Genomic DNA, 24,515 nt, shown 5'->3' with positions numbered 1-24,515 from the left:
TAGATGTTTAGCGTAACGAGGATTATTTCAGGGCTTGTGATGGTGACGGCTATTATTATCATCGCTTTGATTGATGTTTATTGGGTCAATTTAGTTGTATTTGGCGTTTTGCTTTATCTTGCTTTTGATGAGGCAAAAAGACTTTTTAATCTCCCAAACGCTTCTTTTATCCCAGCACTTTTAGCTTTTTTGCTGGGGAGTTATTATGAAAAAGCCTTGCTTTATGGGCTTTTGCTTGTGATTTTGGTGGTGGGATATTTGGTTTATAAAAAGGCGGATAATTTAAAATTAAGCCTCATTTATCTTTATCCAACCTTACCTATTTTAGCACTTTGGCAGGTGTATTTGAATGAGGGTATGCTTGGAATTTTTTTGTTGATTTTGGTTGTTGTATTTTGTGATAGTGGGGCATATTTTATCGGTAAAATGCTAGGTAAAACGCCTTTTTCACAAACAAGTCCTAATAAAACCTTAGAGGGTGTGATAGGCGGAGTGCTTTGTGCTGTTGTTGCGGGGGGAGTATTTGGTGCGATTGCTGGGGGATTTTGGTTTTGGATTTTGCTTAGTTTCTTTATAGCTATTTTGGCTGTGATGGGCGATTTGATAGAGAGCTATTTTAAGAGGATAGCTGGTGTCAAAGATAGCGGAGATTTAATCCCCGGACACGGAGGCATTTTAGATAGAATTGATGCCGTGATTATCGCTTCTTTTGCTGTGGTTGTATTTTTATGATAGTTTTTGGTAGTACAGGAAGTATAGGGGTTAATGCTTTAAAACTTGCCGCTTTAAAAAAATTGCGTGTGAGTGCTTTAGCGTGCGGAGGTAATATAAAGCTTTTAAATGAGCAAATCGAGCGTTTTAAGCCTGAATTTGTTTGCATAAAAGAGCAAAAAGACAGGCATTTGGTAAAGCATAAAAATGTTTTTGTGGGGCAGGAAGGGCTTGAAAAAATTTTAGAATTAAGCGATGATACTCTTTTACTTAATGCCATTGTAGGTTTTGCGGGGCTTAAAAGCACTTTAAAGGCGCATAAGCTTCATAAAAAAATCGCTTTAGCAAATAAAGAAAGTTTGGTCGTTGCCGGGGAATTTTTAAAGGGGGCAAATATCATTCCAGTCGATAGCGAGCATTCTGCTTTAAGCGCTTTGATACAAGCGAGACAAAATATTAAAAAGCTTTATATTTGTGCGAGTGGTGGGGCGTTTTTTAAATTTAAGATTAAGAATTTAAAAAGCGTCAAGCTAAGCGATGCTTTAAAGCATCCTAACTGGTCTATGGGGGCGAAAATTACCATAGATAGTGCCACGATGGCAAATAAGCTTTTTGAGATTATTGAGGCGTATCATCTTTTTGCCACAAAAGAAATTGATGCTTTTATAGAGCCTAAATCCTTGCTCCACGCTCTTTGTGAATTTCAAAATGGTGCGACGAGTGCCTATTTTTCTAAACCCGATATGAAACTAGCGATTGCTGAGGCTATCTTTGATACGCACGAGCTTGAAATTTTACCTCCGCTTGATTTTGTTAAACTTTCTAGTTTAAAATTTCATAAAATTAGCTTAAAGAAATATCCGCTTTTTGCACTTAAAAATATTTTTTTAGAAAAGCCAAGTTTGGGGGTAATTATCAATGCAGCAAATGAAGTAATGGTTGAGAGATTTTTAAAGCAAAAATGTGAATTTTTAGATATTTCAAAGGGTGTTCTTAGGGCTTTGGAGCATTTTGAGGGAGTTACAATCACAGAGCTTGAAGAGGTTTTTGAGTATGATAGAAAGGTGAGGGAATATTTGTGAAAATTTTAGCAGTATTATTAAGTTTTATTATTAGTGTTTTTGCGCTTGAATTTAGTGTAGGGGAAAATGGCGTAAGCAATGAAAATAACAATACCATTTTGATTTTTGGCGGTATGCAAGGTGATGAGCCGGGAGGCTTTCACGCGGCAAGCTTACTTCTTAGCGACTATAACATCACTAAGGGTAAGATTATCGTAGCGCCAAATTTAGCTTTTGAAAGTATTATAAAAAGGAATAGGGGGGTAAGTGGGGATTTGAATCGCAAATTTGCGTCGATAAATCCTAAGGACCCAGATTATGAAACAGTGCAAAGGATAAAGAGTCTTATTTTAAAGCCTGAAGTGAGTATGGTGATTAATCTTCACGATGGTTGGGGCTTTTATAGACCGACTTATGAAGATTCTCTTAAAAATCCTAAGCGTTGGGGAAATTCAAGCGTGATAGATACAAAAGAAATTAATGCTACGGCGTATAGAGATTTAGAAGATATCGCGCGTCAAACGGTTGAAAGTGTCAATGCTTCTTTAGCTGACCCTAAACACAAATATTTTCTTAAAAATACCAAAACAGAAGAGCTAAACGATACAGAAATGCTAAAAGCTTTGACTTATTTTGTGATTTCAAACAAAAAAGCCGCTTTTGCAAATGAAGCGAGTAAAAATTTACCCGTACATTTAAGGGCTTATTATCATCTTTTGGCGGTGGAAAATTATTTAAAAACAGCTGGACTTGAGTGGAAAAGAAGTTTTGAGCTAAGTCCTGAGGGTGTGTATGAGGCGATTAATAGAGAAATCGAGGTAAAACTCTTTGATGATAAAATTTTGCTTTATCTAAAAAACCCTAGAAAAAGTATGAGCTATATCCCTTTTCCTGTTAATAAAGAACTAAATTACCGCACGAGTAATGAACTTACAGCCGTTGTAGTGGAAGATAATCATTTCTTTATCCAGTATGGAAATCGTTTCCAAAGTCGTATTTATCCTGAGTATTTAGAATTTAGCGATGCCTTTGAGGAGGTTGATTTTATCGTTGATGGAAATGAAACTTCTGTGCCTTTTGCGACGAAGCTTAAGGTTAAAAAGGAATTTATGATTCCAAAAATGCAAAATGTGCGGGTAAATGTTATAGGATTTGATTATTCTAAAGATGAAAGTAATGTTGTTGTTACTAAAAATAAAATGAAGCCTCAATACGCCTTAGACGATGCAGGTAAAATTTATAGAGTGGAATTTTACGAATTAAGGGGTGCAAATTTGCAGCAACTTCTTGAGTATAAAAAGGGAGATAAGATTATTAAAAACGCAAAAATGCTAGATGTCAATACCCTTAAAGAGGCTGCGAGGAAAGATAAATTTTTAGGCTCTATGCTTGTGGAATTTGAATGAAAAATTGCATTTTGGCTATAGAAAGTTCTTGTGATGATAGCTCCATAGCCATTATTGATAAAGATAGTTTTAAATGCCTTTTTTATAAAAAAATTTCCCAAGAAAAAGAGCATTCGCATTATGGCGGAGTTGTGCCAGAGCTTGCTGCTAGGCTTCATAGTGAGGCTTTGCCTAGAATTTTGCAGCAGTGTAAGGACTATTTTAGCAAACTTTGTGCCATAGCAGTTACAAATGAACCGGGACTTAGTGTAAGTTTGGTTGGAGGTATTGCTATGGCTAAAAGTTTGGCTTTAAGTCTTAATTTGCCACTCATTGCTATCAATCATTTAAAAGGGCATATTTATTCTCTTTTTTTGGACAAAAAAGAGGAGTATGATTTGGGTGTTTTGCTAGTAAGTGGCGGACATACTATGGTTTTAAAGGTTGATGAAAAGGGTTTTTTAGAAATTTTGGCTAAAAGTAATGATGATAGTTTTGGTGAGAGTTTTGACAAAGTCGCAAAAATGATGAATTTGGGCTATCCGGGTGGGAGCGTGATAGAAAATTTGGCAAAACAAGCTAAGGATAGAAATTTGTGCTTTTCTGTGCCTATGCTACGCTCTAAAGAATTAAATTTCTCATTTTCAGGGCTTAAAAATCAAACAAGACTCGAAATTTTAAAGCATACAAATTTAGGCAAAAATATAAAAAGTGAGATAGCTTATGCTTTTGAAGAGGCGGCTTGCTCACACATTATCAATAGATGTAAAAAAATTTTTGCCATCCACTCATTTAAGAAATTTGGGGTTGTCGGCGGTGCGAGTGCAAATTTAAATTTAAGAAAGCGTTTAGAAAAACTTTGTGCGGAGTTTGATTGTGAACTTAAACTTGCCCCACTTGAATTTTGTGCCGATAATGCTTTAATGATAGCAAGAGCGGCGGTTAGTGCGTATGAAAGAAATGAATTTGTAAAGATACAAGAGGACATTTTAAGCCCTAAAAATAAGCATTTAGAAAGACTTTAGGAGAAGATGATGAAAAAGGCTTTTACGATTTTAGAACTTGTTTTTGTAATTATCATACTTGGAATTTTGGCAGCCATTGCTTTGCCAAAACTTAGCTCAAGTAAAGATGAGGCTGAGATTAGCAAGGCTTTGAATAATCTTAGAACTTTCATTAACGATGTGAGCGTTTATGCGCTTAAAAACGATAAATTAGCAAATACGAAGCTTATTAGCAATGTTAGCGGCGTGGAGGAAGTGGATTTGTCGCAGAATTTAAGCGATGTGGCTTTTAAGGTGGGCGATGATGAAAGATGTGTGGAATTTGTTTTTATGCAAGGGGTGAGTTTTGTTTTAATGGGAATTTCTAGTAATGATAATGTCAAAAATGCCATTAAAGCGGTGGCAAATGGAGCAAATGAGAGTGTTTTAACAAATGCTGATTTTACCAGTAAATCCAAAAATAAGGCTTGTGTGGCATTGAGTCAAAGCGAAAGCTTTAAAGCCTTAGCGAATAAGACCTATTTATTATTAGGCACAAAATGATAGTTTTTAAAAGTCTTAAAATAAGCTCCACAGATGATATGGAGCTAAATATCAAAAGAAAAACGAAGCTTGAATTTAAGTTATGCTATGACGATGAAAAAGAAATCGAAGCTATTTTAGTGCTGATACAAGGCACAGGTAGCGATGCAAATGACAATTTTTTAAAATTCATAATGGAAAATTTGGCAAAAAAGCACAATATTGCCCTCATAGCTCCAAATTATTTTGGAATTCACAACCGCCCACAAGTCGGTGCGGAGTTATATTTTGATGAAATGGATAAAAAGATTATTTACGAGCTTTGTGCAGACCTTAATGTTGCGATAGATGAAGAAACTTTTGCTAATAACACTCCAAGGGAAATTTTATCGTATCTTAATACGCATATTCACAATTTAAAACAAACTGGGTATTTAGCGAAAGATTATGCGGCGTATGTGCATTCTAGCTTAAAGCTTAAAAATGATGAGTATCAAAACTGGGGCATAATGCCTGCTATGGATATTATCAACGCGATTTTGCACATTAAGAAAAATCCGCCCTTTAAGACAGGGGGGGGGAGTTTGAGTGTAGTGGTTTCTGGAGATTCTTATGGGGGATATCTGGCTTTAATGTGTGCTAAGATAGCTCCTTGGGTGATTGATGGAGTGATTGATAATTCAGGTTCCGGGCTGTTTTCTTGGCGTATGATAGGCTTTGGTAAAGAGCTTGATTTTAAGGCTTATAGTGCGTGTGGGGCGAAGATTGATGAAATTTATTTGTTATTAAGTGATAAAACTTTTTGGACGACTAGGGCGAATTCCCCTTATTTTTTCTCACAATCTCGCCGTGATATAAGATATATCCTTAATCCTACGCATTTAGAAACTCTTGCCAAAGCAACTTCTAAGATTATTTTTGTGAGTTATCACTCTCAACAAGATACTTTTTTAGCTCCCTATAACGAAAAAGTTGAGCTTTTCGAGCTTTTAAAAAAGTTTAAATTTGACGCGACTTTACATTTGATAAAAGATGAAAGTGAGCTTGATGGTAAATTTATCAAAAGTCTAGAACACGGACTAGGAATTCCTTTTAAAGCTTTGATAAATAAAGAATTTCCTCCGCTTTTGGAGAAAATTAAAAAACAGGGTCAAAAGGCGTGTGAAAAAAGCATTCGTTATGTTTGCTATGATTTGGTTTATACTTTCAGTGAGAAAAATCACAAAATAAAGCTTCAAATTGATGATAGATAAAAGTTTTTTCATCACTTCTTGTGATGATGTGGAATTAAATCTTAAAAGAAATTCAAAATTAGAATACCGCATAAGCTATGATGAAACTAAGCCCATAAGGGCGATTTTTGTGATTGTGGGAGGGTTTGGCTCTAGCACAGATACTAGAATGCTTGATTATACGAGGCGACAATTTGCTTCGCGATTTAGTGTTTTAGCTATGAATGTATTTTATCACGGATTTTGTTGCAGGGTTTCGAATGAGGAGGCTTATAGCGCTAAATATAGCATTGAAAAAGAAGATGTGGAAAATGTCAAAAAAGTGCTTAAAAAATTAAATTTGCCTTATCATTCCAATTTACCGCACAATGCTTATTATTTTTTACTAGAGGATTTGATGAAAAAGCAAAAAGAAGCAGGAATTTACGCACAAAATGCACTTTTAAAGGGGCTTAGTTATACTATTTTGCCTCCAAATGACGAGTATCAAAATTATCTTTTAATGCCAGCACTTGACCACATTAACGCACTAAAGCATTTATTTAAAACTCACGAGGGGGGGGGATTTGTGATTTAGCTGTGATATATGCCGGAGGGTGTTATGGCTCACAAATCACACATTTAATCGCTAAAATCGCACCACACTACACACAAGGTGTCATTGATGTAGCTTGTTCTGTTTTGCCAAGAGAGCAAATGTTTATAAGAGAGAGTGGGGAAGAGTTTTATCGCATTACGCCAAATTTAGAAATTTCTTGCCATACGAAAAGTTTTTGGACGAAGGAGAATTTTACTAAAGCGGCTTTTAGCATAAGAAATCTTTTAGAACTTAAGCATTTAGAAATTCAAAGTGCGTGTGATAAAGAATGTATTTTTATTAGTTATCATAGCAAAGAAGATGAATTTAAAACGGCTGAAGATAAAGAAAGGCTATATAAAACTTATGCAAATTTGGGGTTTGACGCGACTTTACATTTGATAAAAGATGAAAGTGAGATTGACGGCAGACTGATAAGAAATTTAAAACACGATGGAATTTCAAATGAAAGAGTGTTTAAAAAAGAGCTTCCTGCTATTTTAGAAAAGCTTAAAGATAGGAGCTTTAAAAGGGGCAAAAAGCTTATAAGCTATCCTTGTGATGATAAAATTTATACTTTTAAAGATACAAAAGATAAATATGAGCTTAAAATCACTCCGTTTTAAGTCTCCAGCCCACATAAGCACAAAGCAAAGATAGCACGAAAAGAGCATTAAGCTCTAAATTCACAAAGCCGATAAAACTTAAAGAAGTCGCGCTATATAAAAATCCACCCATAGCACTATACATACAAATCATACTCAAAGAGCCATTTTCAGCCATTTTTTTACACGGACAGAGGCGGTAGAATTTTTTGTCATTAAATTGGGATTTTTTTTGAAATTTTAAGCCAAGAAGCCCAAAAAGGATTAAAAAAGCAAAATAATAAATCAAAAAGGTGTCTAAATTCATCAAAAATACCTTAGCCAAGTTGGCAAATGCTCTTGCTCTTCTTTAAGCATAGTTTCTCCTCCGTGTCCGGGCAAAAGCTTGAAATTTTCTTTATAGTTTAAAACTTTCTCTAAACTTTGCTTCATTAAAGTGGCGTTAGAATAGGGGAAATCCCACCTACCGATACTCCTATAAAATAAAAAATCTCCGCTAAACATCACGCCCTCTCCAACCACTTCTATCATACAGCATCCGGGTGTATGACCGGGAAAAAAATGAAATTTGAAAGAAGTGTCAAAAAGCTCTAAATTTTCTTCATTTTCTATCAAAACATCAGCTTCACTTTTTTCAAAGCCTTGATGAAAGGGGTCATTTAGAAAAAAAGCGTCATTTTTATGGATATAAAGAGGGATATTAAATTCTTTTTTAAGGGCTGCATTATCCCAAATATGGTCAAAATGCCCGTGAGTGTTGAGTATGGCTAGAGGATTTTTAGCGGTGTTTTTAACAAATTCTAAAGCATTAACACCCGGGTCGATGATAAATTCGCCTCTTTTTGTGCTTAAAATGTAACAATTTGTCTCATAAGCTCCACAAGCTTGTTTATAGATTTGCATTTTTCCCTCGTTTTTGTTTGAAATTATAGCCTTTTTTCCTTATAAATTAAAATTCATACTGCGTAAATTTGTTACTTTTTGTTACTTTATTTTAAGCTTTTGGTTTTTCTTCATCTTTTTTTAGGCTTTTTTGCTATCATAAAGCATTTTAAGTTTTGAAAGGAGAGGTATGAATTCTCTTACTACAAAAATTTTGTGGCTTTTTGTAGCAGCTTTAGGTGCTATTTGTTTTGGTTATTTGGCTTTGCAAAATGGCGAGAGTGTTTCGGCGATTTATTTAGTTGTTGCCGCAGTGTGTATTTATATGATAGGATATAGATTTTACGGGCGTTTTGTAGCTTATAAGGTCCTAGAGCTTGATAAAACCCGTGCTACTCCAGCGATTACACAAAATGATGGACGCGATTTTGTCCCTACTAATAAAGTTGTGCTATTTGGACATCATTTTGCTGCTATTGCGGGTGCTGGTCCTTTGGTAGGTCCTATTTTGGCGGCTCAAATGGGCTATTTGCCTTCAATGCTTTGGATTTTGGTTGGAGGTGTTTTGGCTGGGGCTGTGCATGATTTTGTGGTGCTTTTCATCTCTACTAGGCGTAACGGACGCTCTTTGGGAGAGATGATTAAAGATGAGATGGGAAATTTCACAGGTGGCGTTGCTATGGTGGCTATTTTTGGCATTATGTTAATTATCATTGCCATTTTGGCTATGGTTGTTGTAAAGGCTTTAGCTGAATCTCCTTGGGGCTTATTTACCATTGCTATGACGATTCCTATTGCGATTTTTATGGGAATTTATATGAGATTTTTGCGTCCGGGTAGAGTAGGAGAAGCTTCTATTATAGGTTTTGTGCTTTTAATTTTGGCGATTCATTATGGTAGCGTGATAACTGAAGACGCTTATTGGAAGGCTATCTTTACACTTGATGCGCCAACTTTAGCGATTGTAATGATGGTGTATGGATTTGTCGCGGCTGTTTTGCCTGTGTGGTTTTTACTTGCACCTAGGGATTACCTTTCGACTTTCTTAAAAATTGGTGTAATTGTAATTATGGCGGTGGCTATTGCTGCTGTGGCTCCTGATTTGCAAATGCCTAAAGCAAATACGCAGTATTTTGATGGAAGCGGACCTGTTTTTGCTGGGGCTATTTTCCCTTTCTTGTTTATTACCATTGCTTGTGGGGCGATTAGCGGCTTTCACGCTTTGATTTCAAGTGGCACAACCCCTAAAATGCTAGAAAATGAAACACACGCTTTAGCTGTGGGCTATGGCTCTATGCTTATGGAAAGTGCAGTGGCGATAATGGCTTTAATTTGTGCTTGTATCTTACATCCGGGAATTTACTTTGCTATCAATTCAAGTTCTGCTCTAATAGGCACGGACATAGCGGGAGTTGCAGCGACTATCTCTAGTTGGGGATTTAGCGTTAGTCCTGAAGAGATTATCAATTTAACAAAAAGCATAGGTGAGGAAACCATACTTTCAAGAACAGGTGGTGCGCCGACTTTTGCTATTGGCGTGGCTTTGATTTTACACGAGCTATTTAGCGGAGTGGATTTAATGGCATTTTGGTATCATTTTGCCATTTTATTTGAAGCCTTATTTATCTTAACGGCAGTTGATGCGGGAACTAGGGCTTGTCGTTTTATGGTGCAGGATATTTTGGGTAATGTTTATAAGCCTTTGGGTAATATCCACAGCATTCCAGCTGGAATTTTTGCGACAGCGTTAAGTGTGGCGGGCTGGGGTTATTTTCTTTATCAAGGGGCGATTGACCCTAAGGGTGGAATTTATACGCTTTGGCCTTTATTTGGCGTGAGCAATCAAATGTTAGCGGGTATGGCTTTACTTTTGGTGACGGCGATTTTAGTTAAAATGGGTAAGGCGAAATTTACTTGGGTTACCCTTGTGCCAGCGACTTTTGTTTTGATTGTAACTCTTTATGGGGGAATTCAAAAAGTAATGCCTTATGAAGAAGGAAATAAGGTCGGTAATGCTGTTAGTCATATCGCTACAGCAAAAATTCAAGATGATAAGATTGTTTCATTGGAGGCGAAATTAGCCACCATAACGGATAGTGCGGAAAAGGCAAAGGTGGAAAAAGAAATTTCTATCGCAACTCAAGCTAAATTCGCAAATATCTTAAACGCTGTATTGTGTGTGTTCTTTATGATAACAACCTTACTTGTTATAATCTCTTGTGTAGGAATTTGTTTAGGTAAGATAAAAATTCCTCTCAAAGAAAGCCCTTATGTGAAGCTTGATAGCAGTCAAATTGTTTAAGAAAATCAAGTTTTATTATGGAAAAGCCGAAAGGTTTTTTCACCCCTTAGTGGGGCTTTCAAGTTATGACAAGTATTTAGAACATATGCGAGAAAATCACCCTGAAATTCCACCCAAAAGTAGGGGGGAGTTTTTTAAAGAATGCCTTGAAAAAAAGTATAATCAAGGCGGCTTAAATAAATGCTGATAAAATTTAGAGCAAAGGTTTTGCTAGACAATCATTCGGCTAAGAAGCCGTGAATTTTTTTCAGCTCATCGCTGATAGGTTTTTTCTTACTTCGTTTATCAACGCTAACATAAGTTACAAAAGCCGAAGTTACATTAATGCACGAAGTGCAGCCCAAGTCATCTACTCTTTGCACGACAACTTCTACTTTGACACCTATTGAGGTATTGCCAACAGTTTCGATTTTTGCATAGCAAGAAAGGATATCGCCTATATAAACAGGCTCTTTAAAAACAACCTTATCCATAGAAATGGTTACAACTCGCTCTGGTGCTAATTCTCTGGCTGCTATGGCTCCGGCTAAGTCGATTTGGGATAAAATCCAACCGCCAAAAATATTGCCCGCTGGGTTGGTATCGCTTGGCATAGCAACGATTTTAAGTTTTGGCTCTCCCATATCTTTCATATTATTACTCCTTGTTTTGAAAAGGAAATTATAATTAAAAAAGTTAATAAACTTTCGAGGGAATTTTATGAATGATTTTAAAGAAGTCGCAAGACTTGCTAAAAGGCGTAAGGATAGCATTAACCAGCTTTATCGATTTTTAGATAGTGAAGAAAAAAATGAATTTTTAGAAAAGCTTTTAAAAATAAGTGGTTTAGAATACGAAAAAAGCACCTTATTAGCTATTTTACGCCGTTTGGTTGATTTAAAAGAGGAAAATTTAGTAAAAGAACTGGAAAAAAGAGGCATAAGGGAAGAGAAGATTACGCTTATAAAACACGCTCTTTATGAGGAAGTGAGAAAGTTTTATGAAAGAGAACACGGCGAATTTATAGAGGAAATAAAAGAAAGAAAGCTTTTGAATGAATTTTATCAGGTTTTGGTTGAGGGGGTGCATAGTATAGGGCTTGTGATGAATGATTTTGAGGTCGTTTGGACTAAAGAAATTATAGAAAAAAATAATAAAATGTTAAGCTCTACCTTTGCAAATTTAGAAGAAGCGTTAAGTTTTTTGCGTAAAAACAAGCTTTATCAAGTTGATAGTTTTGGTGAAATTTGCGAAAGAAGCTATGGAGTGCTTGTAAAAATAGGCTCTTTATGGCGTTTTGTGCCTTATGCAAGATTTTTTGAAAATGAAATTTTAAGATTAGAATTTGCTTTTGAAAAAATGATTGAAAAATTGCGAACCTTAGCACAAAACGAGGAAGAAATTGCTTATGTGGAGTATTTTGAGAAGCTGAAAAATGCCTTTTGTGAGAAAGAAGATGAAAAAGTCATTGGTGCGTGGCAGGAAGCTGAATTTGCTTGGATGAGGGTTAAGTCTCCCTTGCAAGTAGGACATCCGCTTGAGTATTATGAGGATAATTATACGCACGCCGTGGCATTGGAATGGGACATTAGGCTCAATGATGAAAATGCGTTTGACGGAGCGGAATTTAGCAAAAACATAAAGCAAAGCTTTTTAAAAGTGTATGAAAGTATAGGAATCGAAGATGAAAATTTAAAAAATGAAGTGTGTGAAAATATCGCCAAGACACAACTTTATATTTGTTTGCCGATGATTTATTATGGTGCAGAATTAAAGGGTCTTTTTTCGGCTCAAGTTGTGCCAAATGATGAATTTGTCAGTGCAAAAGTAGGCAAGAAAATCTTTGCTTTTTTAAATTTTGTTTATGAAAATAGTAAAACTAAACCTTTTATGAGGATAGCGAGTGAGGTTTTTGATAAAGAATTTTTAACTTATGGTAGGGATATTTTATTTTACAATGAAAAACTTTGGAAGAGAATTTATGAAATTTCAACCATAGGACACGAATATGGACATATCTTTTTTATCGCAAAAGATAGTGAAAAAACAATGAATCAAAGCGGTTTTTTTAAAAATATCGAGGAGTATAAAGCAACTTGTGGTGGGCTTATAAATTTTTTCTATCACGAAGAAGATGAGCTTAGGCTACCCGTTTTTCAAGAATTAATCAAAAGGGCTGTTGGCTTGATAGCGTGGCAGAAAGTCGAGGAGGTAAAGGCTTATTATACGGAGGGACTGATACATCTTTGCTTATTGTTTCAAAGTAGTGTTTTGGAATTTAAAGAGGGAAAGTTAAAAGTGCATTTTAATCTTGATTCTTATGAGAGTTTTAAAAAGCTTTGTTTGCAAACTTACTATGCTTTGGCTAAACATTACGCTCTAAGGCTTGATGCAAAAGAATTTTTAGATATATTTTGCATTTTGGAAAATGGAATTTTCCTTCCAAAACATAAAGAATGTAAGGAATTTGTGGAATTTTACCATAAGCTTTATGAAGAAATTGGCAATGAGTTAGATGAAAGTGGAGAATTTGAGCGTTATACTAAGATAAAATAGCAAGAAAAATGCCAAAACAGCCCTTTTATCTTGCTATTTTGCTTAAAGTATGCTAGAATTAGATGTTTTAAATCAATTTAAAGGAGTCTTAAATGACTAAAGCAGATTTTGTTTCACAGGTTGCTCAAACTGCTGGGCTTACAAAAAAAGATGCGACTGCTGCAACAGATGCAGTAATCTCTACCATTACTGAGGTTTTAGCTAAAGGCGATAGCATTAGCTTTATTGGTTTTGGAACATTTTCGACTACTGAAAGAGCTGCTAGAGAAGCTAGAGTGCCAAGCACAGGTGCTACAATTAAAGTTCCTGCGACTAGAGTTGCTAAATTTAAGGTTGGTAAAAATCTTAAAGAAGCAGTTGCTGTTAAAGCTGGAAAGAAAAAGAAATAATTATAAGGGGCTGGTTCTTCATCAGCCTCACTCTTACTATTTTACTCCCCTAAAAATTCCTTGAGTGTTCTTAAGAGTTCGTTTGGACTTAAATCATTTATCGAACCCTTGAAATTTCCCTTTTCGTCAAAGAGATATAGCTCGTTGCTGTGGGCGATGGAATATTTCATAAAAGAATCTTTAAGGTCTATTTCTTCATACAAAACGCCGTAGTTTTTAGTCAATTTCTCTAAACTTCTTTCATTTTTGGCGATGAGAGCTGTGGAATTTTTATAAAAATATCTTAACCATTCATCGATTTTTTCGGGGTTTTTATCTCTTTTTATATCAAGACTTATGAAAAGAAGATGGGGTTTATGCTCGACTTTATCTAGTACTGATGAGAGTAATGAGAGTGTGCCTGGGCAGACATCTGGACAGAAAGTATAGCCAAAGTATATAATAAGTTTTTCTCCCTCAAAGTGTTTTAATGTGGTATTTTGAGAGAAATTTGAGCGTAAAGAAAAATCATAATTTTTGCTAGGATAGATAAAATAAGTAAATCCCAAAACAAGAGAGAAAGATACAATTAAAATAATTTTTCTCATCGTTTTAGCTCAAAGTCAAAGTGAAAGCCAAGAGGCTTATTATCTTTAAAAAATTGTGCTCTATAACGCATAGTATCAAGCACACAAGTGCTTAAGACTAGTTTAGCTTTATAATAAGAATTTTCATAGATAAGTTTTGGTTTTATTTCGCCCATAAACATATTTAAACCATAAATTTTAAGGCTCAAATTTTTATAAAAATCCAAATTTTCTATTTTTAAGTCAAGCACATCCATAGCTTGCAAAGGTTTTGGATTTAGAGAAACACGAATTTTTTTATCTTTAAATTCAAAAGTGCAATCTTGTATATTTAAATCGCAAATCAATGGCTCCGTGCTGTTGGAAAAATTTTTATCTCCATTAAAATCAAATTTGAAATAGGCATAAAAGCCTATTAAAAACAGGAAAAAAGCAAATATGAGAAGATATTTTTTCAAATTTTAGAGCTTTTTAGATGGAATTTGCTCTAGCTTGACGCTAGTATTATCATCAAAATAAAGCGTTAAACTTGCTTTGGTATTGGCATCTACGGGTTGCTTTACATTAAAAAGCATAATGTGATATGAACCCGGCTTAAGCTCTGTGCTAGAATTTGGACTCACTTTAATCTGTGGAATTTGCACCATAGTGCTTTTTTTGTCTTTATGAATGTGTGTATGAAGCTCCACTTTATCGCTTAAATCGCTCTTTGCATTAATCAAAGCAACCTCCTTTTCACCTTTATTAACAAGAGTGAAAAAAACTGCCGTGTTTTGAGAATTTGGAGGGGTTTGCTTAATAAAAGCGTCTTTTATCTCCAAATCAGCAGCATTTAAACTCAAACCAAGAAAACTAAGAATAAGAAATTTTTTGCTCAACATCATTTTATTTTCCTTTTCGAAATAATAGTATTTTTCGATTATAGCTAAAAAATTTTATTTTACAATAAACCATTAAAATTTTTTAAGAAAAAAATAATATAATTCCACTTTCTAAATTATTGATTTTAAGGAAATGTTTTGAGAATTTTGTTAGTTTTTATGGCTTTTTTATCAAGTTTGTGTGCCTCTGATTTGGTAAAGATATATTTAAATGATGGTTTAGATGCTGTGGGTGCCGCGATAGAAAAGGAACTTGGAAATAAGGATTTTTGGCTTGAAGAATTAGGGGATAAAAATTTAACGCTTGGTTATTACGATAAAGATGTTGTGATAGTTAAAACTAACAAAAATGATAAAATTTTAAAAGTGTATTCTTACACCAACGGCAAAATTAAGAAAGAATTTGAGCAAAAAGAAGTGATTACAGGACTTATGGGCGATAAGGAAAAAGAGGGGGATTTAAAAACGCCTATCGGTTTTTATGAGCTTGGAGCTAAATTTAATCCTGGTGACCAGTATTACGGTCCTTTTGCTTTTGCGACTAGCTACCCAAATTTACTTGACAAGGTGCAAGGAAAAACAGGCGGAGGAATTTGGATACACGGATACCCTCTTGATGGAACGAGACTTGATGAATTTAAAACTAGAGGCTGTATAGCACTATTTAATGACAAATTGGAAGATTTTGCTAAGGTTGTGGCTGGTAAAAAAGTTTATGTCTTAACCGAGGAGAAAGATAGCGTTAAAGCTAAAAAAGATGAGATTGCTTCGCTAATGGCAGACTTGTTTGCTTGGAAATATGCTTGGACTGAGAGCGATGTCAATGCCTACTTGGATTTTTATGATGAGGAAGAATTTAAGCGTTTTGACAAAAGCACTTTTTCGCAGTTTGCTTCAATGAAAAGGGTGATTTTTTCAAGAAAAGAACATAAAATTATTAAATTTTCTGATATTAGTATTAGTCCTTATCCAAATTTAGAAGATGAAAAGATGTATAGAATTTCTTTTTACGAGGATTATTACACTAAAAATTATCAATTTAGGGGTAATAAAATCCTCTATGTCAAGTTGGACAAAAAAGGCAAGATGAAAATCTTAGCAGAGCAGTAATGTCTTTTATAACGCTAGATACAAAGGCTTATAGATATAATCTTTCCTGCATTGCTGCTAAGGCTGGTGGCTATGATAAGCTAATTTGCGTTTTTAAGGACAATGCGTATGGACACGGAGCAAATCTTTTAGCCCCCATAACTAGGGCTTGTGGAGTAAATTTTGTAGCCGTAAAAAATGAAAGCGAAGCTTACCAACTAGAAGAGCATTTTGATAATATCCTTATACTCTCGCATAGACCTACAGGTGAGGAAAATCCTAAATTTATTTATGCTTTAAATGAGCCATCGACTTTAACTCAATTTAAAAAAAATACACGCATTCATCTTAAAATTGACACAAATATGCATAGAAATGGCGTGAATTTGGAAAATTTAGAAAAGCTTTTAAAAGAGCTTGGGTGCTTAAATTTAGAAGGTGCTTTTACACATTTTATGGCGGCTGATGAGCTTGATGCGAGTTATTTTGCCCAAAGGCGAAATTTTCAAAAAGCCAAAGAAACGATTAGAAATGCCACACGCAAAACTTTGCTTTTTCATTCTTTTAATTCTTCCGCACTTTTTAGAGGGCAAATGCCACAAGATGAGTTGTGTAGGGTGGGACTCGTGCAGTTTGGATACGGAGATGGTAGTCTTAAAAAGGTTTTAAAACTCTACGCGCAAAAATTAAGTTCAAGAGAGCTTAAGAAAGGGCAAGGTATAGGATATGGTGGGACTTATGTGGCGGATAGGTCTTTAAAGGTAGCGACTTATGATTTAGGCTATGCGGATGGGCTTTTTCGCTACAATGGTAAGGGGCAGCTAAAACTTGCTAATGGCAAAGAGCTGTTAGGAAAAATGTCTATGGATAGTTTCTCTTGTGAGGATAGTGGGGAAGAAATTTGTGTGTTTAATGATGCAAATTTGTGGGCTGAATTTTTTCACACTATCAATTATGAAATTTTAGTTAAACTTCATCCTAGTATTAAAAGAATATTAATTTAATGTTTCATATTGTTTTAGTGCATCCTAGAATTCCGCAAAATACGGGTAGTATAGGCAGAATGTGTTTTAATGCTGGCTTTAAACTTCACATTATTAAGCCTTGTGTTTTTGAGCTTAGTCAAAAGGCTGTGCGTAGAGCTGGGCTTGATTATTGGGATAAGCTTGAGCCTATAATTTGGGAAAGTTTAGAGGAATTTTTAAAGATAAATTTGATACACAAAGAGCGTTTTTTCTTTGCGACTACAAAGAGCGATAAGCCTTATTTTAGTGTGGAATTTAAAAAAGATGATTTTTTATTTTTTGGAAGCGAGAGTTTTGGATTGCCAAGCGAGTTGATGGAGCTTAACACAAAGCATAAAATAACTATACCGATGAAACCTTATGGTAGAAGTTTAAATTTGGCTACAAGTGTTGGGATTGTCGCTTATGAAGCTTTGAGGCAAAATTTTCATACTTTTAAATAGTTTCAAATTTACACATTAAGCGGAAATTAAATTTAAAGATAAGCCATTTTTTGTTAATTTGATGTTAAAATTATTTTTGACTTTATTTTAAGGAGTTTTAATGGATGCTTTAAAGCCTTTGCTTGATTTTTTATCAAGTGCAACGCAAATTATCCCTTATACCGACACGATAATGGTTGTAATTTTGATAGTTTGTGGAATTTATTATAGTTTTTTAACAGGTTTTGTGCAGTTTAGAATGCTTGGTTCTGTTTTTAGCATTTTAGTTGAAAAAAATGATGGGCATACCAAAGAGCACATTTCACCTTTTCAAGCTCTAATGATTTCAACAGCTTCAAGAGTTGGTATAGGAAATATTGCAGGTATTGCCACCGCACTTACTTTAGGTGGGGCTGGAGCTATATTTTGGATGTGGGCTATGGCGTTTTTTGGTGGAGCTTCAGCCTTTGCAGAAAGCACTTTGGCGCAAGTTTATAAGTCAAAAGACCCAAGAGGGGGTTATAAGGGCGGTCCTGCTTATTATATTAAAAAAGCATTAGGACTTAAGTGGCTTGGAGCATTCTTTGCTGTGATTTTAATTATTACTTATGCTTATGGCTTTAATGGACTTCAAAGTCAAACTATGACCTCTTCCTTTGAGGTGTATTATAATATGTTTAATCCAAATGCCACAGAAACCTTTGCGCAAAGTTCTTGGCCTGTTATCATAGGAGCGATTTTAGCTCTATTTGGACTTTGGATGTTTTTTTCTCATCATACTAAAATAGGCAAAGTAAGCTCCGTTATCGTTCCTTTTATGGCTTTGGCTTACATAGGACTTTCCTTAATTGCTGTATGTATGAATTTAGAAAAAATTCCTTCTGTTTTAAGTCTTATTTTTGAAAGTGCTTTTGATTTTAAGGCGATTTTTGGTGGTTTTGCAGGTTCAGCCTTGGTTATAGGGATTAAAAGAGGACTTTTTTCTAATGAGGCTGGTATGGGTTCAGCCCCAAATGCTGCAGCTTCAGCACTTACAAATCACCCTGCAAAGCAAGGCATTATCCAAGCTTTTGCTGTTTTAATTGACTTAATCATCTGCACCGCTTCAGGATTTTTGGTGCTTTTTTCTATGGCATATTTTAATATAGGGGCTGATGGCAAACATTTACTTACCGCTATGCCTTTAGTGCAAGAGGCGATGAGGGAGTATTATGGTAGCTTTGGAATTCATTTTGTTAGTGTTGCTATCGTGCTTTTTGCAATCACTTCTTTGATAGGAAATTATTACTATGCTCAAGCAAATGTTAAATATCTTACAGATTCTAAGCTTGTGATGAATTTATTTAGAATTACTGCTGTGGCTATGATTTTTATCGGTGCTCAAATGGATTTAAAACTAGCTTGGAGCTTGGCAGATTTGACTATGGCTTTTATGGCTACGACAAATATCATCTCTTTACTACTGTTAGGTGGCATCGTTTCAAAAGTGCTTAACGACTACACGACACAAAAAAGAGCGGGACTAGACCCAAGTTTCAGTGCTTCAAAACTTGGCATTAAAAATGCAGAATGCTGGGACTAATTTACAGGGGGCTTTAAGCCTCCCTTTCGCTTTTTTCTAAAACGGCAAAATATTCATCTTCTAATTTTTCTAATGATTTTTGAGATTTTTCGAGCTTTTCATAAAGGTTTTGTATCCCAAATTCTTCGTAAATTTTTGGATTTGAGAGGGCGTTTTGAAGTTCTTTAATTTCATTTTCTAATTGCTCAATCTTTTCTGGATGTTTTTGTAAAATTTCATTTTCTTTGTAGCTTAGCTTTTTGCTTGTTTTTTCTTTTGAGTTGGGACTTTTTTTCTCAAGTTTTAACAACTCATCAAATTCTTTTAATTCTTGCTCATTTTCTAAATATTGCGTGTAAGGTATATGAAGTGCTTCGATTGTCCCATTTTCAAAAGCATAAATTTTTGTAGCGATTTTATCGACGAAATATCTATCGTGGCTCACAAGCAAAATAGCCCCCTCGAAATTTTGCAAATATTCTTCTAAAATATTAATGGTTGCTATATCAAGATCGTTCGTGGGTTCATCTAAGATTAAAACATCGTATTCTTTGGTGAAAAGTAAAGCTAGGGCAAGGCGATTTTTTTCCCCACCACTCAACAAACTTACGCTTTTATCCAAAAATTCCTTAGGAAACAAAAAGCTTTTAAGATAGCCAAAAATATGCATATTTTTCCCTCGAACTTCCACCCTGTCGCCACCATTAGGACAAAAAATTTCTACCAAACTCTTGTTTTCATCAATGAAATTTCTAGCTTGGTCAAAATAGCCTATCTTTAAATCCCCCTTTTTAATCTCCCCACTCTCTGCTTCAATTTCGCCCAAGAGAAGTTTTAAAAAGCTTGATTTACCACTTCCATTGCGTCCTACTATCCCAATTCTTTCGCCTTGCAAAATTCTTGCGTTGAAATTTGAAAAAAGTTTTTTTGTGCCAAAGCTTAAGCTGAGGTTTTTAAGCTCAAAAAGCATTTTTTTGCGGTTTATACTCTGTTGTTGGTTGAAATTTAAGTTTGCCCTTGTGATTTCAAGCTTTATTTTTTTTATTTCGCTTGGATTTTTCTTTGCAAGTTCTCGCATTTTGAAGAGTCGTTCTTTACGCCCTTCATTACGCTTTAATCTCGCTTTAACGCCTCTTCTTAGCCATTCTTCCTCATTTTTGAGTTGCTTGAGCAAGGTTTCGTGGCTTTTGGAAAGTGAGGCTAAAAGTTCAGTTTTTTTCTCTAAATACTGCGTATAGCCCCCCTTAAAAATGCGAATTTTTCCTTCCTCTATCTCTATACATTTTTGAGCAACTTCATCGATGAAATATCTATCGTGCGAGATGAAAACCACACACATTTTAGAATTTTTTAGCAAATTTTCTAAGAACGAGCACATATATACATCAAGATGGTTTGTAGGCTCATCAAGGAGTAGGATATCTGGATTTTTTAGTAAAAGTATGCAAAGTCCTACACGCCGAATTTCCCCACCACTTAATGTTGAAAGATTTCTATTTTGATAGGATTCTAGTTTAAATTCTTTAAGATAGCGCATAATTTTATTGTCGATATTCCACGCGTCTTTGCTTTCTATGAAATTAATAACGCTATCCATCTCATTAAGCAAGGATTTATCTTGACTTTTTTCTAAAGCATTTTGGAGTTTTTCATAATTTTGCAAGGCTTCATAAATTTCATTGAGTTCTTTTTCTATTGCTTCTTTTACGCTTAAATTGACATCAAAATTTACATTTTGTGAAAGTAGGGCGATACTTTTATTATTTTGCTTTACAATTCTACCGCTGTCTAGGCTTAGTGTCCCCAGAAGTGCTTTTAAGAGTGTGGATTTACCTTCGCCATTTTTACCTATAATGGCGATTTTTTCATTTTCATTGATACTAAAACTCACATTGTCTAGGACGATTTTTTCACCAAATTTTTTATTTGCTTCGATAATATCAATGAGCGCCATTTAAGTCCTTGGAAATGCGTGCTAAACACGCATTAAATTTCCACATATTGGACGAAAACACAAACTTCAAGTTTATTTAACGCATCTAAAACTTCTTTAGAGATGACTTCATCGACTAAAACAATAGCTAAAGCATAGCCAAAACCATCGCGTCCTAGTCTAAAGTCAGCTATGTTGATATTTTGTGCTGCGAGTGTGGAGCTGATTTTAGAAATAACTCCCGGAATGTCTTTATTTTTAAAGATAAGCATTTTACCTTTTGGCTTGAAGTCCGTTTTAAAACCGTTTAATCCAACTATCCTTTGCTCGTTTTCATTAAAGACCGTGCCAGAGACAATAACGCTTGAATTATCTGTTGTTATTTTTACGCTTAGTTTATTATTGTAGCCACTATTTGGTAGTGTTTCGCAAGATAGCTCGACACCTTTTTCTTTAGCGACAAATTCAGCATTGACATAATTGATATTTTCACCCAAAATCCCGCCTAATGCCCCAACAGTTGCGAAAGTTAGCATAGAATTTGCATAATCGCCTATATTGCCCTCAGCTTCTATTTTAATGGATTTGATAGGGTGTTTATCAATTTGCACGGCTAAAAATGCCATTTTGGATACAAGCTCGATGTAAGGCTCAACAAAAGGTGGCAAATCTTCAGTTTTAATAGGTAAATTTAACGCATTGGGATAAGCCACGCCTCTTGCGGCACTTAAGGCTTGCTCACACGCCTCTATGGCAATATTTTCTTGGCTTTCTAGTGTGTTTGCACCAAGATGAGAGGTAACGGAGATGTTTTCAAATTCTAAAAGAGGATGATTTGTCGCAGGCTCTTTGTCAAATACATCAATACCTAGCCAAGCGATTTTACCGCTTTTAAGTCCCTCACATAAAGCTTCTTCTGTGTATAAGCCACCTCTTGCACAATTAATTAATCTAACCTTATCCTTCATTTTTGCAAGTTCTTTACTACCTATAATGCCATTTGTTTCTTTTGTTTTAGGAGTATGAATGGTAATAAAATCGCTTTGGGTTAAAATTTCATCTAGATGTTTGGCTTGTTTCATACCTAAATCTGTAATTTTAGAAGCGCTAATATAAGGGTCGTAAGCTAAAATTTCCATACCAAAAGCCTTAGCGCGAACGGCAACTCTTGAGCCTATATTACCAAAACCTATAACGCCTAATGTCTTGCCCTTTAGCTCGATGCCATACCATTTTTCTCGCTCCCATTTTCTTTCAACTTTAAGAAAATTGTGAGCATTTACAAATGCTCTTGCTGAAGTGATAAGATGTGCCATAGTAAGCTCAACAGCTGCTATGGTGTTGGCTGTTGGGACATTCATTACAATAACGCCTTGTTTAGAGCAGTTTGGAATATCGACATTATCCACTCCAACACCAGCGCGAACAAGAGCTTTAAGTTTTTTGGCGTGTTTAAGGAAATTTTCATCGACATCAGTTGAACTTCTTGTAATAGCAACTTCCACATCTTCTAGAAGAGTTAAAAGTTCATTTTTAGGCACTTTTGCTGCTTCGATAAGCTCAATATCTTCGGCATCTCTTAAAAGCTGCACACCTTTATCCAAGATAGCATCGCATACTATAATTTTTCTTTTCATAACCATATCTCCTTTGCTTGCGTATTGATTTTATATTTCTTAAGTTCGTTTATAATTTCTTCTATGAGTTTTTGATTATCTGTGTCTAGGAAAATTTCAGGGCTTTCTATTGATTTAAGCAAAAAGTATTTAACCTTAAAGGAATCAAGTGTCTGCCTTAAGCAAAACATAGAATAAATATCATACTTGTTGATAATGAGTTGGTAGTATTTACTTTTTTCTCTAAGCTCACTTGTATCTGCGTCAAAATATAAGCGAAATTGCTCTGCGGCTGGGGTGAAATCTTTGACAGGCCACATAGCAAGTTCTTGCTGCCAAGTTTTGGTTTTATTTAAAATTGTCTCAGTAGCATTATGTTCTTTTATAAACTGCGGAAGAAAGTTAGAATCCGACTTAAAATTCCACAATAAAACAAAAACAACAATAAGTAAAATGAGTGTTAAAACACTCAAAATGCCTATGAGGGCGTATTTTTTCATAGGCTTATGATAATTGCTCTTTAATGATATCGCCTAAGGTCATTTTATCATCGCTATTGATTTCATTTAAGGCTTCTCTTTCTTTAAGCCTTAATAAATTTTTCACACTTAAACGAATTCTATTTTTCTTTTCATCGATAAAGGCGATGGCTGCTTCAATCTCATCGCCAATCTTTAAGCCTTCAAGCATATTAGGACTAATATCTTCTTTGTGGATAAGTGCATCGACATTTTCACTAAGCTCTACAAATACGCCAAAATCCTTTATGTCTCTAATGATACCTTTGACAATATCCCCAACCTTATGTGTTTTGGAGTATTCTTGAACAGGACTACTTTTCAGCTCTTTTATGCTCAGTGAAATTTTTTGATTTTCTTCATCGATTTTAATAATTTTTACTTCAATTTCATCGCTAACATTAAAGGCGTCTTTACACTTATCGTTTCTATCCCAAGAGGCATCTTCGTTGTGTAAAAGTCCTTCGACATTATCTATTTTCACAAAAGCACCAAAAGCAGTCGTGGAAGTGATAATGCCTTTGACAACTTCTCCCACTTTATATTTTTTGGTAAATTCGTCAAAAGGTTTAGAAAGTAAATTTCTAAGAGAAACCCTTAATCTTCTTTCATTTGAGTTAATCTCTATAACCTCAACATCAATTTCTTCACCTTTGCTAATATAATCTTTAGGATTTTTTATATTTTTATCCCAAGAAATTTCACTTATATGTAAAAAACCCTCAATGTCATTACCCAAATCCACAAAAGCCCCATAAGGCTCAATATTTGAAACGACAACTTTAATGGTGTCTCCCACTTCTAAGCTGTCTTTTATCTCGCTCCAAGGATCTGGCAAGGCTGCTTTTATCGATAAGGAGAGGTGTTTTTTGTCCTTATCATATTTAATGATCTTAACCGGCACTTTATCGCCTTCTTTATAAAGAGAACTGGGATTTACAGGTCCTTTGTAAGAAATTTCACTATAATGCACAAGTCCATCTATGCCACCAACATCGACAAACATACCATAGGTTGTGATTTTTTTTACAAGTCCTTCAATAAGTTCGTTTTTGTCTAAAATTTCATTGATAACTTCTTTGCGCTTCTTTCTTTCGTCATCTAAAATTTTTTTCCTTGATGCGATAATGCTTTGTTCTTCTTTATCGACCTTAATAATCTTAACCTTAAAGTTTTTCCCAACAACATTATTAGAATCTTTAAAGCCATATTGAGACTTGGGAATGAAAAATTCTACACCGTCATCATTGACTGCGACAATTCCTCCCTTGTTTTTATTGATGACTTTAACATCAAAAATATTTTCACTCTCTTCATTATAATTTTTAATGAATTCAACAACTTTCTCTTTGCTTAAAGCTTTTTTGTGAGAGACGGCTCTTCCATCACGATGACCTACGGTAGCAACTTTAATGCTATCGCCAATATTGAAAGCCAAATTCCCTTTATCATCCTGAATTTCTTCAAGCGCCAACAAGCCTTCTGATTTTTTGCCTATATCGACATAAACTCCATCATTTTTAATGGCGACTATCTTACCCTCGAAAATCGCCTCTTCCTTAGATTTATCAAAAGTATCTAAGAGTTTTCCAAAATCTTCTTCTTCAAGAAAATCTTCCATATTGTTTTGAACTTTTTTGTTCACCTCGTTCATCGTGGTCCTTTTTTTGATTTAAATAAATGCTAAATTTTATCTAAA

26 protein-coding genes are annotated in these 24,515 nt (G+C 34.9%); 16 read left to right on the top strand and 10 right to left on the bottom strand.

The window, feature by feature from the left end:
* The first annotated feature begins 3 nt into the window (after positions 1 to 3).
* From CHELV3228_RS06210 to CHELV3228_RS10695, 8 genes are read left to right on the top strand one after another with little or no spacing between them, the layout of a single operon-like run.
* On the top strand, positions 4 to 732 hold the full coding sequence (locus CHELV3228_RS06210; RefSeq protein ID WP_082200160.1) for a phosphatidate cytidylyltransferase: 729 nt from the start codon (positions 4 to 6) through the stop codon (positions 730 to 732).
* The gene (gene dxr / locus CHELV3228_RS06205) at positions 729 to 1,793 is read left to right on the top strand and encodes a 1-deoxy-D-xylulose-5-phosphate reductoisomerase (RefSeq protein ID WP_082200159.1); all 1,065 of its coding nucleotides are present in this window, start codon (positions 729 to 731) and stop codon (positions 1,791 to 1,793) included. The genes CHELV3228_RS06210 and dxr overlap by 4 nt, the downstream gene beginning before the upstream one ends.
* The gene (gene pgp1, locus CHELV3228_RS06200; protein ID WP_082200158.1) at positions 1,790 to 3,178 is read left to right on the top strand and encodes a peptidoglycan D,L-carboxypeptidase Pgp1; all 1,389 of its coding nucleotides are present in this window, start codon (positions 1,790 to 1,792) and stop codon (positions 3,176 to 3,178) included. Before dxr ends, pgp1 begins: the two co-directional genes overlap by 4 nt.
* The gene (gene tsaD, locus CHELV3228_RS06195) at positions 3,175 to 4,182 is read left to right on the top strand and encodes a tRNA (adenosine(37)-N6)-threonylcarbamoyltransferase complex transferase subunit TsaD (RefSeq protein WP_082200157.1); all 1,008 of its coding nucleotides are present in this window, start codon (positions 3,175 to 3,177) and stop codon (positions 4,180 to 4,182) included. Before pgp1 ends, tsaD begins: the two co-directional genes overlap by 4 nt.
* 9 nt (positions 4,183 to 4,191) lie before the next feature.
* Positions 4,192 to 4,704 carry a prepilin-type N-terminal cleavage/methylation domain-containing protein gene (locus CHELV3228_RS06190; protein ID WP_082200156.1) on the top strand — a complete coding sequence of 171 codons (513 nt, stop codon included), beginning with the start codon at positions 4,192 to 4,194 and terminating at the stop codon, positions 4,702 to 4,704.
* Positions 4,701 to 5,936: a DUF2920 family protein gene (locus tag CHELV3228_RS06185; RefSeq protein WP_082200155.1), complete on the top strand. Its 1,236-nt coding sequence runs from the start codon at positions 4,701 to 4,703 to the stop codon at positions 5,934 to 5,936. The genes CHELV3228_RS06190 and CHELV3228_RS06185 overlap by 4 nt, the downstream gene beginning before the upstream one ends.
* Entirely contained in the window at positions 5,926 to 6,492 is a 567-nt protein-coding gene (locus CHELV3228_RS10700; protein WP_082200154.1) for a DUF2920 family protein, read from the top strand. The genes CHELV3228_RS06185 and CHELV3228_RS10700 overlap by 11 nt, the downstream gene beginning before the upstream one ends.
* 2 nt (positions 6,493 to 6,494) lie before the next feature.
* On the top strand, positions 6,495 to 7,118 hold the full coding sequence (locus CHELV3228_RS10695) for a DUF2920 family protein (protein WP_082200153.1): 624 nt from the start codon (positions 6,495 to 6,497) through the stop codon (positions 7,116 to 7,118).
* Here the strand turns inward: CHELV3228_RS10695 and CHELV3228_RS06170 are convergent.
* The gene (locus tag CHELV3228_RS06170; RefSeq protein WP_082200152.1) at positions 7,105 to 7,404 is read right to left on the bottom strand and encodes a hypothetical protein; all 300 of its coding nucleotides are present in this window, start codon (positions 7,402 to 7,404) and stop codon (positions 7,105 to 7,107) included. The genes CHELV3228_RS10695 and CHELV3228_RS06170 overlap by 14 nt on opposite strands.
* Positions 7,404 to 8,000: an MBL fold metallo-hydrolase gene (locus CHELV3228_RS06165; protein WP_082200151.1), complete on the bottom strand. Its 597-nt coding sequence runs from the start codon at positions 7,998 to 8,000 to the stop codon at positions 7,404 to 7,406. The genes CHELV3228_RS06170 and CHELV3228_RS06165 overlap by 1 nt, the downstream gene beginning before the upstream one ends.
* 169 nt (positions 8,001 to 8,169) lie before the next feature.
* Here CHELV3228_RS06165 and CHELV3228_RS06160 point away from each other — a divergent pair, with 169 nt between their 5' ends.
* Positions 8,170 to 10,281 (top strand): carbon starvation CstA family protein, encoded by a 2,112-nt coding sequence (locus CHELV3228_RS06160; RefSeq protein ID WP_082200150.1) that lies wholly within the window; start codon positions 8,170 to 8,172, stop codon positions 10,279 to 10,281.
* Entirely contained in the window at positions 10,259 to 10,468 is a 210-nt protein-coding gene (gene kcuS / locus CHELV3228_RS06155; protein ID WP_270973784.1) for a KCU-star family selenoprotein, read from the top strand. The genes CHELV3228_RS06160 and kcuS overlap by 23 nt, the downstream gene beginning before the upstream one ends.
* A gap of 31 nt (positions 10,469 to 10,499) precedes the next feature.
* Here kcuS and CHELV3228_RS06150 read toward each other — a convergent pair whose 3' ends face one another.
* On the bottom strand, positions 10,500 to 10,913 hold the full coding sequence (locus CHELV3228_RS06150) for an acyl-CoA thioesterase (RefSeq protein ID WP_082200148.1): 414 nt from the start codon (positions 10,911 to 10,913) through the stop codon (positions 10,500 to 10,502).
* Between the two features lie 67 nt (positions 10,914 to 10,980).
* Here CHELV3228_RS06150 and ciaB point away from each other — a divergent pair, with 67 nt between their 5' ends.
* Together ciaB and CHELV3228_RS06140 are read left to right on the top strand one after the other, a co-directional pair.
* Positions 10,981 to 12,816, top strand: a complete 1,836-nt coding sequence (ciaB, locus tag CHELV3228_RS06145; protein ID WP_082200147.1) for an invasion protein CiaB — start codon at positions 10,981 to 10,983, stop codon at positions 12,814 to 12,816.
* A gap of 92 nt (positions 12,817 to 12,908) precedes the next feature.
* Positions 12,909 to 13,205, top strand: coding sequence for an HU family DNA-binding protein (locus CHELV3228_RS06140; protein ID WP_082200146.1), 297 nt, complete (start codon positions 12,909 to 12,911; stop codon positions 13,203 to 13,205).
* 41 nt (positions 13,206 to 13,246) lie between these two features.
* Here CHELV3228_RS06140 and CHELV3228_RS06135 read toward each other — a convergent pair whose 3' ends face one another.
* Genes CHELV3228_RS06135 through CHELV3228_RS06125 form a run of 3 tightly spaced genes read right to left on the bottom strand, consistent with a single transcriptional unit; the run spans position 13,247 to position 14,652 of the window.
* Entirely contained in the window at positions 13,247 to 13,792 is a 546-nt protein-coding gene (locus CHELV3228_RS06135; RefSeq protein ID WP_082200145.1) for an SCO family protein, read from the bottom strand.
* On the bottom strand, positions 13,789 to 14,229 hold the full coding sequence (locus CHELV3228_RS06130; RefSeq protein ID WP_082200144.1) for a hypothetical protein: 441 nt from the start codon (positions 14,227 to 14,229) through the stop codon (positions 13,789 to 13,791). Before CHELV3228_RS06130 ends, CHELV3228_RS06135 begins: the two co-directional genes overlap by 4 nt.
* A 3-nt stretch (positions 14,230 to 14,232) precedes the next feature.
* Positions 14,233 to 14,652 (bottom strand): copper chaperone PCu(A)C, encoded by a 420-nt coding sequence (locus CHELV3228_RS06125; protein ID WP_082200766.1) that lies wholly within the window; start codon positions 14,650 to 14,652, stop codon positions 14,233 to 14,235.
* 159 nt (positions 14,653 to 14,811) lie between these two features.
* On the opposite strand from CHELV3228_RS06125, the gene pgp2 reads away from it, so the two are divergent.
* The 4 genes from pgp2 to CHELV3228_RS06105 all read left to right on the top strand — a co-directional run bounded on the left by pgp2 (position 14,812) and on the right by CHELV3228_RS06105 (position 18,770).
* Positions 14,812 to 15,762: a cell shape-determining L,D-carboxypeptidase Pgp2 gene (pgp2, locus tag CHELV3228_RS06120; RefSeq protein WP_082200765.1), complete on the top strand. Its 951-nt coding sequence runs from the start codon at positions 14,812 to 14,814 to the stop codon at positions 15,760 to 15,762.
* Positions 15,762 to 16,745, top strand: coding sequence for an alanine racemase (locus tag CHELV3228_RS06115; protein ID WP_082200143.1), 984 nt, complete (start codon positions 15,762 to 15,764; stop codon positions 16,743 to 16,745). Before pgp2 ends, CHELV3228_RS06115 begins: the two co-directional genes overlap by 1 nt.
* The gene (locus CHELV3228_RS06110; protein ID WP_082200142.1) at positions 16,745 to 17,209 is read left to right on the top strand and encodes a tRNA (cytidine(34)-2'-O)-methyltransferase; all 465 of its coding nucleotides are present in this window, start codon (positions 16,745 to 16,747) and stop codon (positions 17,207 to 17,209) included. The genes CHELV3228_RS06115 and CHELV3228_RS06110 overlap by 1 nt, the downstream gene beginning before the upstream one ends.
* Positions 17,210 to 17,309: 100 nt before the next feature.
* Positions 17,310 to 18,770 (top strand): alanine/glycine:cation symporter family protein, encoded by a 1,461-nt coding sequence (locus CHELV3228_RS06105; RefSeq protein WP_082200141.1) that lies wholly within the window; start codon positions 17,310 to 17,312, stop codon positions 18,768 to 18,770.
* A 13-nt stretch (positions 18,771 to 18,783) separates the two neighbouring features.
* Here the strand turns inward: CHELV3228_RS06105 and abc-f are convergent, their stop codons facing one another.
* The 4 genes from abc-f to CHELV3228_RS06085 are packed head-to-tail and all read right to left on the bottom strand — an operon-like array spanning position 18,784 to position 24,470.
* Complete coding sequence (abc-f, locus tag CHELV3228_RS06100) at positions 18,784 to 20,703, bottom strand: ribosomal protection-like ABC-F family protein (protein WP_082200140.1); 1,920 nt, start codon at positions 20,701 to 20,703, stop codon at positions 18,784 to 18,786.
* Positions 20,704 to 20,735: 32 nt separating this feature from the next.
* Positions 20,736 to 22,319, bottom strand: coding sequence for a phosphoglycerate dehydrogenase (gene serA, locus CHELV3228_RS06095; RefSeq protein ID WP_082200139.1), 1,584 nt, complete (start codon positions 22,317 to 22,319; stop codon positions 20,736 to 20,738).
* Positions 22,316 to 22,798 (bottom strand): hypothetical protein, encoded by a 483-nt coding sequence (locus CHELV3228_RS06090; protein WP_082200138.1) that lies wholly within the window; start codon positions 22,796 to 22,798, stop codon positions 22,316 to 22,318. The genes serA and CHELV3228_RS06090 overlap by 4 nt, the downstream gene beginning before the upstream one ends.
* A gap of 4 nt (positions 22,799 to 22,802) precedes the next feature.
* Positions 22,803 to 24,470 (bottom strand): 30S ribosomal protein S1, encoded by a 1,668-nt coding sequence (locus CHELV3228_RS06085; protein WP_082200137.1) that lies wholly within the window; start codon positions 24,468 to 24,470, stop codon positions 22,803 to 22,805.
* Between the last annotated feature and the right edge of the window lie 45 nt (positions 24,471 to 24,515).

The organism is Campylobacter helveticus (assembly GCF_002080395.1).
Classification (GTDB): Bacteria; Campylobacterota; Campylobacteria; order Campylobacterales; family Campylobacteraceae; genus Campylobacter_D; species Campylobacter_D helveticus.
The sequence above is the reverse complement of the archived record's forward strand: the minus strand, read 5'-3'. Positions and strand labels throughout refer to the sequence as shown.